This is a genomic window from Streptomyces sp. NPDC033229, assembly GCF_055576875.1.
On the sequence record NZ_JBVIQR010000085.1, the window covers coordinates 1 to 11,979 of the forward strand.

Genomic DNA, 11,979 nt, shown 5'->3' on the forward strand with positions numbered 1-11,979 from the left:
CGACTGGCTGGACTGGTACAACTACCACCGACCCCACACCGGCATCGACGGCCACCCACCAGCCAGCCGCGTCACCAACCTGTCCGAACAACACATCTAGGGCCTGTCCGGGCGGTCCCCCCGCCGCGTCATCGCGACGCGCGCCGGGGTCCCACGGGCGTGGGCGACAGGTAGGCGCGGTAGCCGGCCGCCCCGGACAGCCCCGACAGGGGCTGGACCCGCCAGTCACGGGCGTACGCGGGCACCGCATGGCTGCCTTCCAGCAGCAGCACCACCGGCCGACGCTCGGCCGCGGCCAGGAGTCCGGGCAGGGTGATGCTGCCGTCGTGGCCCCCGATCCGGCGGGACGCGCACCCGGCCCGGAAGGCGATCCGTACCGCCTCCGCCCCGGTGACGACGCACGGCGCGCGTACGCCCTGGCGACGCAACTGCGCCGCGACGCCGTCCACGGCCTCGCGGACGGCGTGGCCGCGGGAGACGGCCCGGTGCAGGACGACGTACTGGACCGCGAAGTGCGCGGACAGGACGAGGGCGAGCGCCGCGGCGGCGAGCGCGCGGTCGCGCGGCGGTCACCACACCGAGCAGCCCCAGGGCGACGGGCAGGGACAGCAGCGCGTGGGCCGGGAGCCAGAACCGGGGCGCGGCGTAGCCGATGAACAGGTACGGGACGGCGAGGGCCAGGCCGACGAGGGTCGTCAGGGCGGCCACGGGCGCGACGAGGAAGGTGATGCCCCGGGCGCGGGGCGCGCTGAAGAAGGCGGCGGGAGCCTGCGGGCTGACCTGGCTGAGGTACACCGTCTCGTCCCACCCGAGGCCGAGGCCGGGCGTGACGAGGACCAGCTGGGCGAGGGTGTACACGGCGGCGAGTCCCGCGAGCCACGGCAGGGGTTTCGCGCCGGGCGCGCGGTGCTCCCGCGCTGCCGTGGCCCGCGGGCCGGTGGTGAGGCGCGCTGACCGCATGGTCGCCACGTTCCGGCAAGGGTGGCGGCGGCGCGCGCCGGGAGGTGCAGTCGGCGGAACGCCGCTGCTCGAACGGGCCGTTCGCCCCCTGAGGAGCCACCGGCACCCCGGCTCCCCCGGCTCGGACAAACGGTCGCCGAAGGGTTGTCAGTGGCTGTTGGTACGGTCGCGGCATGTCTGAAACGCATGGTCACTCATCCGAAACGCATGGTCAGTCAAGAGAGCCCGTCACCGCGGACGATGTGCGCCGGGCCGTCCGGTTGGCGGTGACCGCGTTGAGCGGCGCGCCCGCCACGGCGTGGAAGGCCAAGGCCGGCTCCCTGGACTGGGAATGCTGGGAGACGGTCGAGCACCTCAGCGACGATCTGTTCGCCTATGCGGCCCAGTTGGGGCCCGAGGAGCCGCCGTTGGACGGTGAGGTGCCGTTCCTGTGGACCCGGCAGCGGCCGGGCGCCCCGGCCAATGTGATCGTCGCCGATCCCGCCGCCGGGCCCGCCGGGCTGCTGCGGGTGCTGGAGGCCACCGGCGCCCTGCTGGTGGCCATGGTGCGGACGGCGTCCCCCGAGGTCCGCGCGTACCACGCCTTCGGGACCTCGGATCCGGAGGGCTTCGCCGCCATGGGCGTCGTGGAGACCTTGGTGCACACGCACGACGTCGCCGAGGGGCTGGGCGTCGACTGGAACCCGCCGACCGATCTGTGCGGCCGGGTGCTGGCCCGGCTGTTCCCCGACGCTCCGGTGGACACCGACCGTTGGCGCACCCTGCTGTGGGCGACCGGCCGGGCGGAGCTGCCGGGTCTGCCGCGCGTCACCCCGCCCTGGCAGTGGCACGGCGCTCCCCTGCCCGCCGAGGGGGCGTAGGCGCCGCGGGACGGTCGGGGGGCGGGCCTTTCGCTCTCAGTGCTGGTTGGCGGCCCTGCCCTCGGTGCTCAGCAGGACGACCGTGCTGTCGCGGTCGGCGGCCAGGGCCGCCCGGCGGGCGCCCGCGCCGTCGCCGGTGAGGGCGGCGCGCAGCCCGGCCAGGGAGGCCGCCCCGCAGGGACCGGCCGGGACGCCCAGACCGCCGAGGTCCGAGGCGGCGCGGGCGGTGGCGGTGTCGTCGACAGCGATCGCCGCGTCCACGCCGCGGAGCAGATACGGCCAGGCGAGGGAGGACGGCGTACCGCAGTTGAGCCCCGCCATGATCGTGGTGCCGGTCGGCACCGTGCGCAGGGCCCCCGCGGTGAGGCTTTCCAGCAGTCCGGCGGCGGTGTCGGGTTCGACCGTCAGCAGGGCCGGTGCCCGGCCGCGGGCCCCGGACCGGTGGTGGACCACGGCGGCCTGGGCGAGCGAGCCCACCCCGACGGGGATCGCGAGCACGCCGAGCGGGCTGGCGGACGCCGCGCGCACCTGCTCGTCCACCTCGGCGAACAAGGTGGCGTACCCCTCGACCACCCAGCCGGGGATCCGTTCGTAGCCCGGCCACGCGGTGTCCTGGACGACGATGTCCGCCGGGCCGGTCGCGTGCTCGCGGGCCCGCAGCACGGCGGCGTCGTAGCCGCCGGGCACCCGGACCACCTCGGCGCCCTCGGCGGCGATGGCGGCCACGGCGGTGGCGTGCACCCCGTCGGGGACGAAGATCCGGGCCGACAGCCCGAGTTGCCGCGCGAGATGTGCCACGGCGCGGCCGTGGTTTCCGTCGGTCGCGGTCAGCAGCCGTACCGGGGATCCGCCCACGAGGTGGGCCCGCAGCGCGTCGAATGTCGCGGGAGGCGGGTGGCCGAGGTGTTCGGACACCGCCCGGTGGACCGCCCAGGAGGCGCCCAGCACCTTGAAGGCGGGCAGGCCCAGGCGCGCCGACTCGTCCTTGACGAAGAGCCGGCCCACGCCGAGTTCCGCCGCGAGGGCGGGGACTTCGGTCAGCGGGGTCGGGGCGTAGCCGGGGAGGGAGGCGTGGAAGCCTTGGACGGCGTCGGCGGCGCCGACGGGACCGGTGTGCGGGACGGGCGGGCACGTCCACGAGCGGGCGGCGGGGCGCGCGTACCACGCGGCGCCGGGCTGGGGGCCGGGGCGGGTGTCCCGCTGGTCGGCCGGGTGGAGGGCTGGGCGGTGAGAGGTGTCGCTGTGCATGATCACTACGTTCCCCCGACCACCGACCCTCGGTCGAGCGAAGCTTTTCGATCAATAATCATCGGAAAAGCCGAACGATAGCGAGAGGGTTCCGATCAGCCATGTTCGACCTCCACCGGCTCCGGCTGCTGCGTGAGCTCAAGCACCGGGGCACCCTCGCCGCCGTCGCCACGGCGCTCTCCTACAGCCCGTCGTCGGTCTCCCAGCAGCTGTCGGTCCTGGAGAAGGAGGTCGGCGTGCCGCTCCTGGAGCCCGTCGGCCGCCGGGTACGGCTCACCGAGCAGGGCGAGATCCTCGTCGCCCACACCGAGGCCGTGCTGGAGCAGCTCGAACAGGCCCGGGCCGAGGTGGCCGAATCGCTGACCGGCCTCACCGGCACGCTGCGCCTGGCAACGTTCCAGACCGCGGCGCTGACCCTGATCCCGCCCGCGCTGGCCCTGCTGCGTGCCGCGCACCCCGCCCTGCGGGTGCACGTCACCGAGGCCGAGCCGGAGGCGGCGCTGCCGGCGCTGCGCGCGCGGGACTTCGATCTGGTGGTCGCGGAGGAGTACCCGGGGCACCCGCACCCGCGCCACCCCGAGCTGGAGGAGGTGGACCTGTGCCAGGACACCCTGCGCCTGGCGCTTCCCGTCGAGGCCGGGGAGGGTTCCGCCGGCGCGCCGGCCGGCCACCCCTGGGTCATGGAACCGGAGGGCACACCGGCCCGCCGGTGGGCGATGGCCCTGTGCCGCGACGCCGGTTGGGAACCCGACGTGCGCTACGAGTCCACGGACATGCTGCTGCATCTGCGGCTCGTCGAGCAGGGGCACGCCGCGGCCCTCCTCCCCGACCTCCTGTGGTGCGGACGGAAGCCGACCGTGCCCCTGCTGGAGCTCCCCGGCGGCCGCCGCTCGCGCAGACTGTTCACGGTCGTGCGCGGCGGCGGCAGCCGGCATCCGGCCGTGCGGGCCGCCCGCGCGGCCCTCGCGCGGGCGGCCGAGGACGTCGACCGGGCGGCGGGCGGCGGCTGATGGCGGACGGCCCGGGTCTGATGGCCGACGGCCCGGGTCAGACCAGGCTGTGCCGTACCCACACGTTGGGTTCGACGCTCACGGCGTAGTCGTGGTCGGGTTCGCAGTGCACGGGCGTGAGGGCGCCGGGGACGTCGACGGGACCCTGGGTGTCGAACGGCAGCCCCGTCCAGGTGCGCCACTGGGCGAGGGTGCCGGGGACGGTCATCGAGGTGGGGGCGATGGAGTCGATGACACCACCGGCGCGGACATGGGTGCGCAGCCACGGGTCGACGGGCAACCCGTCGGGGCGGGTGAGGGCCGCGTACTCGGCCATCGGCAGCCGCGGGTGGCCGCTCTTGCCCGTGGGCCGTACGGGGGCGACGAGCTCGGCGAAGCCCGCGGCGCCTGCATTGTCGCGGAGCGCGGCGAGCATCGTCGCCGACAGTCCCCGGCCGTGGTGGTCGGGCCGGATCGTGATGTCGATGGCGCTGACCGTGTCGGGACGTATGGACTTGCGGTGGTCGGAGAACGCCCACAGCAATATCTGGTCCCACCCGGCGGCCGGCAGGCCGTGGCGGCCGCTCACGTTCAGGGCGAAGGGGACGCTGAAGGCACGGGCGACGACCTCGCCGTCGCCGTCGGTGGCGATGAGCACGAAGTCGGGGAAGACAGCGGGGATACGGGCGAAGTGGGCCCAGCCGATGGGGTCGTTCTGGACGTACTCGGGCCAGGTGTCGGGCATCTCCCAGAGCGGCTCCAGGAGCTCGGGGTGCTGCGCGGCCGTGGTGATCTTCAACGTCATGGTCGGTGTCTTTCCCGGGTGCCTCGGCGGCGGCCTGACGGCCCGTCGGCCTGCCACCGCGCCATGATGCCGAAGCCAACCACCGGGGGCCGGTGGTGATCAACACAATTTCCCGGTGCGGGCCCGTCGGTGCCGCCTGCGGCGGCGAGCGCCCTGCGGGCGCGTCCTCAATCGCCGGACGGGCTGATATCGAGCCCGTCCGGCGATTGAGGACACCGCCGTGCAGCGGTGGTGTACCCCCATGATCCGCCGGACGGCTACCGCGGCAGCGGGGGCACGACCTCCTGCGGGTCGCGGGGCGGGGTGTAGGTACCGGACGCCGTGAGCGTGGCCGGGTTGAGGTTCTTGTGGATCGCCCTGGCGACGGCCTGGATCGTGGCGACGCCGTCGTCCATGGTGCGGTTGTCGTGCGTGAGCACCGTCATGGTGTAGTTGCGGCCGCCGCCGGTGAAGGCGCCGAGGCTGTGGACACGCCAGCCGTGCGTCGAGCGGGACAGCCAGCCGTTCTTCACCTGGATCTTCACCGAGCTCGGCGCTCCGGCCGAGGTGCCCCAGCGCTGGGACGGTATGACCTTCCCCATCAGCTTGAGGATGTACGCGCGCGAGGCCTCGCTCAGCACCGACTTCCCGCCGGGACGGGGCACCAGATGGTCCATCAGCTTCTGCTCGTCACCCGCGGTGATCTGGGTGAGACCCCAGTAGCCGCCGTCGCCGGGCACGGTCCGGCTCATCCCCGCGGCCTTGAGGAACGCCTTGACCTTGCCCGCGCCGAGCTGCTTCCACAGCGCGCTCGTGGCGTCGTTGTCGGACTTGGTGATCATGGCCGTGGCGAGGTCGGACTCGCGCTCGGTCAGTCGTCGTTCCGTCTTCTTCGCGTCCCACAGCAGGGCGGCGAGGACGGTCACCTTCACCGCGCTCGCGGAGTCGAACCGGTCGGCCTCGCGCAAGGTGCAGACGGTGTTCGTGCCCTGGTCGCGCAGGGACACCGCGGTGGTGGCGGACCGGCCGTTCAGTGCCGCGGTGATGTCCTTGGCGAGCTTGGCGGCGAGCCCGGCCTTGTCCGAGACGCAGCTCACCTGTGGGGTCGCGGCGGTGGCCGGTGCCGCGCCGACGACCGGCGGCACGAGCACGCCCACGGCCAGAGCGGCGGACAGGGCGCCGCGGGCAGGCGTGGGTATTCGGTGTCGTGTCATGAACGTACGCAGTCCCCTCTATCGGTCGGAGCGCACCCCCCTGGTGCGCTCCGACCCACATGATCCACCGGCCGGGGTGGACAGGTGCGCGAGCGGGAACGCGGCGTTGGTCACAGCGCCCCGCCGACGGCCCGCCCGCCGGGGGGCACGCTCCGCCCGTGCAGCTGACTGCGCGAGGTCAGACCGAGCTTGGGGAACACCTTGTAGAGGTGGTACCCCACGGTGCGCGGGCTGAGGAACAGTTGCGCCGCGATGTCGCTGTTGCTCATGCCTTGGGCGACGAGGCGGACGATCTGCCGCTCGCGGGGCGTCAGCGCGCTCCACGCCTCACCCGAGTCGGTGCCGGGTTCCTCCAACAGCTCGCCCGCCGCGCGCAGTTCGTGCCGTGCCGTGTCCGCCCACGGCTCGGCCCCGACCAACGAGAAGGAGGACACGGCCTGGTGCAGGTGCTCCCGGGCGTCCTTGATGCGGCGCACTCGGCGCAGCCACTCCCCGTACAGCAGGTGGGTGCGGCCGGTATCGAAGGCCGACGCGGCGGGGGCGTCCAGGGCTGCGCCGAACAGGGCGTCCGCCTCGTCGTCCGCCGCGAGGAGGGCGCGGCACCGCAACCAGGTCCCCCGGAGTTCCGGCAGCCGCGCGGGGATCGCCCGGTACTCGAAATCCTTGAGCACCCGGCGCGCCTCCTCCACCTGCCCGGCGCGCAGGGACGCCTCGACGAGGTCCGGCAGGACGAGCCAGCCCATCATGAAGTGTTCGGCGGGGGCGCCGGGGGTGACGACCTCGCGCAGCAGCCGGGCCGCGGTGGGGGCCTTGCGCTCGGCGAGGGCGTTGAGCCCGAGTGCCCAGTGCGAGACGGCGATCGAGGAGGCGATACGCCGCGGCACGGAGATCGCCAGGGATTCCGCGGCGAGCTCCCGGCAGCGCTCGCTGTCGCCGCGGGCGGCGGCGATCCAGGCGAGCATGGCGCGCAGATGGGAAGCGGCCCCGAGCTGTCCGGTCTCGTCGGCGAGGAACAGCGCCTCGGCCCCGTTCGCGGCGGCCACGGTCCACTGGCCGGTGATGAGCTGGAGCGCGACGAGGGGGGCGACGGACATCGGCAGGGCGCCCACCGCGCCGTTCCTGCGCAGGGTGTCGACGGCGCGTTGGTAGGCGTCGAGCGTGGTGGCGGTGTCGCCCGTCATGTGCGGCAGGAAGACCGGCGGCCACACCCAGGGTTTGGGGTCCGTGGAGGACAGCCACGCCGGGACCCGGGCGGCGGACGCCTGGGGGGTGTGGCTCCACGGTACGGCGGTCGGTGTCTCCTCCGGCGCGAGGCTGCGCAGCCAGCGCACCTGTGCCATGAAGTGGTCGCTCACCCCGCTGGTGGCGCGGTCGCTGAGGTCGAGGAGCGCGGCTATCTCGCCCAGTTGGCGCGGGGTGTTCGCCACCCATGCGGAGCGGGCGGCCATCACCAGCATTTCCCCGGCGAGCAGCGCGTCGCTCTCCAGGACGAGGCGGGCACCGTCCATCAGCGTGCGGCAGGCGATGGCCGGGTCGCTGCTGGCATGGGTGATGGCACCGCGCACCTGGGCGGAGCGGGCCCGCAGCTCCGGGGTCGAGGTCAGGGACTCCGCTTCGTCGAGCAGCGCCGTGGCCTGTGAGGGTTCCGCGGCGGTCCAGGCGCACTCGGCGGCGTCGATCAGCCAGCGGGCCCGGACCCGGGGGGAGGAGGCGAGCGCGGCGGCGCGGCGCAGTGCGCGGCTGGCGGTGGTCGCGCCGCCGGCCCGGCGGGAACGGTCGGCGAGCGTGGCCATGAGGCCGGCGACCGTGTCGTCCGTACCGATGGTGGCGGCCGCCAGGTGCCAGACCCGCCGTTCGTCCTCCTCGTCCATCGCGTGGGCCAGCGCGAGGTGCGCGGCCCGGCGTTCGGTGAGGGAGGCCGCCTGGTAGGTGGCGGAGCGGATCAGCGGGTGGGTGAAGAGCACCCGCTGCTCGCCGAGGTCGATCAGCCCGGCCGCGGCGGCGGCGGACAGCCCGGCGATCGCCTCGTCCGGGTCGCCCCCGGCGCGGAGTATCGCGGCGAGGTCCCCGTCGTTCTCGACCGCCGCGAGCAGGAGCACATCGCTGTAGTGGGCCGGGAGTTCCGCCCGGCGGCTGTGGTAGATCTGCTGCAGCCGGTCGTTGAGCGGGAGGCACTCGGGGAGCGCGGCGCTGCCGCTGAGCTGGTCGGGGTCCAGGGCGGCGGGCAGTTCGCGCAGGGCGAGGGGGTTGCCGCCCGCCTCGCTCAGCAGACGCAGCCGCACCGAGCGCACCGCTTTCGGCGCCGAGTGCTCCAGCATCTGTTCGGCCACTTCGGCGGGCAGCGGCCCGATGTGCAGGTCCGGGACGCCGGGCGCGTCGAAGCGCCCGGCGCCGGTGCGTACGGCGAAGACCATGGCCAGGCCCTCCGCCTCGAGCCGCCGGGCCACGAAGACCAGGGCCTCGGCGGACGCCGGGTCCAGCCAGTGCGCGTCGTCGACGAGCACCAGGGCCGGTGCCTCCTCGCAGGCGTCCGACAGCAGCGTCAGCACGGCCAGGGCCACCAGGAACCGGTCGGCCGAGGTGGTCTCCAGGCCGAACACCGCGCGCAGCGCCCCGGCCTGTGGCGCCGGGAGCCGCTCCAGACCGGGCAGCAGCGGCCGCAGCACCTGATGCAGCCCGGCGAAGGGCAGTTCGACCTCGCTCTCGACGCCGACCGCGCGCAGCACCCGGACATCCGGCTGCGCGGCGCCCACCAGGTCGTCGAGAAGCGTGCTCTTGCCGATGCCGGCCGGGCCGCGCACCACCAGGGCACGGCTTCGCCCCTCGCGTGCGTCGTCGAGCAGGGCAGCCAGCTCGTTCCGTTCCCGCTCCCGCCCCAGGACCATGAGATCGGGGCTCCCTTCGTCAGTTCACCAGTCGCGTGACTGATGCCCGAGCGTCCGCGCTCGTGCACAATGCCCGCGTCACTGGTCATGACGATCATCGAGCGGTCCGCGTTCCCTGTGCGCCGCAGGTCATGTGTCAGATGCGGCCCGTCGGCGCGCCCGTCGATACTGCGAGCACGGCTCCTGCCGGGTTACCGCCGGTCCGACAATGCTTGTCGGACCGGGTTTCCGGAACCCCCCATCACACCCCCCGTCCGGACCCGGCGGGAGCCGTCCGACGGATCCCGCCCATGACCTGGGGGACGCGGGACCACGGCGCACCACAGGACCCATGACAGGGGAGGTCGCGTGAGCGAGCTGCGCTTCGGCATCATCGGATGCGGCGTCATCGGGCGTCTGCAGGCCCGGGTCCTGACCTCCTATCCACCGCTGGCCGGACGCGCGCGGCTGGTGGCGATGGCCTCTTCGTCCCGCGACAGTGACAGCGCCCGGCAGGCCGCGGCCGAGACCGGCTGCGAGGCGACGGACGTGGCGTCGCTGCTGGCGCGCGACGACATCGACGCGGTGTCGGTGTGCACCCCCAGCGGACTGCACGCAGAGCTGGGCAGGGCGGCCCTGGCCGCGGGCAAGCACGTGATGGTGGAGAAGCCCATCGACGTGTCGGTGCGGGCCGCGGACCAGCTGATCGAGGCCGCCCGGCAGGCGGACCGGGTGCTCGCCGTCATGAGCCAGCGCCGGTTCGACCTCGCCTCGCGCGTCGTGCGGGACGCCCTCGAAGCCGGTGAGCTCGGCACCCCGACCTCGGCCTCGGTCGAGGTCCCGCTGTGGCACGGCCGGTCCTACTACGCGTCGGACGGCTGGCGCGGCACCCTCGCGCTGGACGGCGGCGGAGCCCTGATCAACCAGGGGGTGCACTCGCTCGACCTCGTCCAGTGGCTGCTCGGCCCGGTCGTGGAGGTCAAGGCTCACACCGCGCTGCTCGGCCACTCCGGCATCGGCGTCGAGGACGTGGTCACCGCCAGCCTGCGCCACGCGAGCGGCGCGCTGACGTCCCTGCTCACCACCACGGCCGCCTTCCCCGGCCGTACGACGCGGCTGGCGGTGCACGGCGACCGGGGCTCGGCCGTCATCGACAACGACGAGCTCGTCTACTTCCACGCCGCGGACCCGGAAACGGACCCCCTCGGGGAGACGGAGGCCCTCGCGGAGGGGGCGTACGGGGCGGGCAACCAGGCCGACCTCCGCCGCCCGGCCGCGGCCGCGGCCGCGGCCGGGCGGGAACGGGACAGCTGCGGTCTGCTGCGCGGCCCGCACGGGGAGCAACTGCTGGACTTCTGCGACGCGGTGGCCGACGGCCGGCCCCCGGCCGTCGACGGCCCGGCCGGTCGTGAGGCGCTGCGCACCGCGCTCGCCGTGTACGAGGCGGCCCGGACGGGTGCGACCGTGCGGGTCGCCCACGCGGCCGGAGAGAACGTGCGACTGATGCATACCGTCCCCTCCCCCGTGCCGTCCCCGGCCGCTCGGTGGCGCGGGGAACTCTTCGCCGCGCCCGGACGTGGCTAGAAAAGCGCGACGTGGCGGAGAGAAGCACGGCGCGCCGGCGCGGGTGGCGCCGCTCCTGACACGCGTGGATCGATCCCGGGCCCGGTCGTGGTGGGCCGTGGTGTGGGCCTGGGCGTGGGGCACCATACGGTGGCTTCCCCGTGCTTTTGACGGCATGGTCGGGGTATGGGGAGTGTTTTCGAAGATTTAGTGGCGATCGCCACGTGGAATTTTCGGAACCTAGGCGCGGGCTTGATCATCAACATGGGCGGAACACCCGCCCATGTCCTTCGGGGCAGCACCATCAGCCGGAGTCATGTGATGACCCACTCGCCCGACGGCCCTCAGCCGCCCCAGGGCCGCCGCCCGCGCTTCCGCGCCAGACGCTGGATCATCACGGTGGCATCCCTCACCACCCTCGGGCTGGTCGCCTGGCCGGTGCTCGACCACTTCGACATCCCTCCCTTCACCGACAAGGGCGACCCGATCAGCTTCGCGCGGGGGCAGTCCCACGGCGATCCGGGGAAGGTGAACGCCGACACGCTGATGCCGACCGGGCCCGAGCGGACCTTCACGATCGACGACACCGTCGACGACGGCACGAAGATCGCCAGGACGACCCTGCACGGCGAGAAGTCCGGATTCACCGGCGACGTCTGGGTGTGGGCGCCCGATCAGTACCTGCACGACAAGAAGTACGCCCGGAGCGGCTTCCCCGTCATGGTCGCCCTTCCCGGCGGCCCCGGCTACCCGCACAACTACTGGAAGGAGACGAAACGCAAGCTCCAGTCGTCCATCGCCAAGTGGTCGAAGGAAGGCAAGAGCCTGCCCTTCATCCTCGTCATGCCGGTCCTGAACCCGGACGAGAAGCGCTACTACGACGGCAGTGACATCCCCGGCCAGGCGAAGATGGGCACCTGGCTGACCGAGGACGTCCCCAATCTGGTCAAGCAGAACTTCCGGACCCTGAAGTCACGCGACGGCTGGGCGTTCATGGGCTCCTCCTCCGGCGGTTTCGCGAGCCTGAAGTCGGTCCTGAAGTACCCGGACCGCTTCAAGGCCGTCATCGCCTCCGGCCCGGACATCGTGCCGGACTCCCCGCTGTGGGCCGGTCACGAGAAGGAGAAGCAGGAGAACAACCCGCAGAAGCTGGCCCAGGAGCTGATCAACCGGAAGGGCCCGGACGTCTACCTGGCTTTCCAGGTCGGCACCAAGGAACCGGTCAAGCGCCTGAAGGACGTAAGGAAGTTCCAGGCCCGGTACGGCAAGGGCCCGGTCCACACCAGCCTCCGGGTGATCGAGGGCGGCAAGCACAGCGCCCGCAGCTACGTCCCGAGCCTGGGCAAGGGGCCGCTCCAGTACATCAGCGCGCACATGCAGGGCCCGACCCCTTCGCCCTAGCTGTGTTGTCCCGGGACGTTGGTGACACGCGTGCTGGGTGCTTGAACAGGTGAGGGCCTTCTGGGTTCGGTGTGGATTGCGACGTCTGCACCCGAC

9 protein-coding genes and 1 pseudogene are annotated in these 11,979 nt (G+C 73.4%); 5 read left to right on the plus strand and 5 right to left on the minus strand.

Annotation, left to right across the window (positions count from 1 at the left end):
• Positions 1-100: pseudogene (locus ACZ53N_RS34560) on the plus strand (IS481 family transposase); the annotation flags it as partial.
• A 28-nt stretch (positions 101-128) separates the two neighbouring features.
• On the opposite strand, the gene ACZ53N_RS34565 reads toward ACZ53N_RS34560, so the two are convergent.
• Positions 129-449 carry a hypothetical protein gene (locus ACZ53N_RS34565; RefSeq protein WP_469144735.1) on the minus strand — a complete coding sequence of 107 codons (321 nt, stop codon included), beginning with the start codon at positions 447-449 and terminating at the stop codon, positions 129-131.
• A 684-nt stretch (positions 450-1,133) separates the two neighbouring features.
• Here ACZ53N_RS34565 and ACZ53N_RS34570 point away from each other — a divergent pair.
• Positions 1,134-1,820: a hypothetical protein gene (locus tag ACZ53N_RS34570; protein ID WP_469144736.1), complete on the plus strand. Its 687-nt coding sequence runs from the start codon at positions 1,134-1,136 to the stop codon at positions 1,818-1,820.
• A gap of 36 nt (positions 1,821-1,856) precedes the next feature.
• Here the strand turns inward: ACZ53N_RS34570 and ACZ53N_RS34575 are convergent, their stop codons facing one another.
• Entirely contained in the window at positions 1,857-3,068 is a 1,212-nt protein-coding gene (locus ACZ53N_RS34575) for a diaminopropionate ammonia-lyase (protein WP_469144737.1), read from the minus strand.
• A 101-nt stretch (positions 3,069-3,169) separates the two neighbouring features.
• Here ACZ53N_RS34575 and ACZ53N_RS34580 point away from each other — a divergent pair, with 101 nt between their 5' ends.
• Complete coding sequence (locus ACZ53N_RS34580; RefSeq protein WP_469144738.1) at positions 3,170-4,078, plus strand: LysR substrate-binding domain-containing protein; 909 nt, start codon at positions 3,170-3,172, stop codon at positions 4,076-4,078.
• 37 nt (positions 4,079-4,115) lie between these two features.
• Here ACZ53N_RS34580 and ACZ53N_RS34585 read toward each other — a convergent pair whose 3' ends face one another.
• From ACZ53N_RS34585 to ACZ53N_RS34595, 3 genes are all read right to left on the minus strand, one after another.
• On the minus strand, positions 4,116-4,862 hold the full coding sequence (locus ACZ53N_RS34585) for a GNAT family N-acetyltransferase (RefSeq protein WP_469144739.1): 747 nt from the start codon (positions 4,860-4,862) through the stop codon (positions 4,116-4,118).
• Positions 4,863-5,119: 257 nt separating this feature from the next.
• Positions 5,120-6,055 carry a serine hydrolase gene (locus tag ACZ53N_RS34590; protein ID WP_469144740.1) on the minus strand — a complete coding sequence of 312 codons (936 nt, stop codon included), beginning with the start codon at positions 6,053-6,055 and terminating at the stop codon, positions 5,120-5,122.
• A gap of 110 nt (positions 6,056-6,165) precedes the next feature.
• Entirely contained in the window at positions 6,166-8,940 is a 2,775-nt protein-coding gene (locus tag ACZ53N_RS34595) for a helix-turn-helix transcriptional regulator (protein ID WP_469144741.1), read from the minus strand.
• A 348-nt stretch (positions 8,941-9,288) separates the two neighbouring features.
• On the opposite strand from ACZ53N_RS34595, the gene ACZ53N_RS34600 reads away from it, so the two are divergent.
• Together ACZ53N_RS34600 and ACZ53N_RS34605 are read left to right on the plus strand one after the other, a co-directional pair.
• Complete coding sequence (locus ACZ53N_RS34600) at positions 9,289-10,503, plus strand: Gfo/Idh/MocA family protein (RefSeq protein ID WP_469144742.1); 1,215 nt, start codon at positions 9,289-9,291, stop codon at positions 10,501-10,503.
• Positions 10,504-10,803: 300 nt separating this feature from the next.
• Positions 10,804-11,883: an alpha/beta hydrolase gene (locus tag ACZ53N_RS34605; RefSeq protein WP_469144743.1), complete on the plus strand. Its 1,080-nt coding sequence runs from the start codon at positions 10,804-10,806 to the stop codon at positions 11,881-11,883.
• Positions 11,884-11,979: the final 96 nt, after the last annotated feature.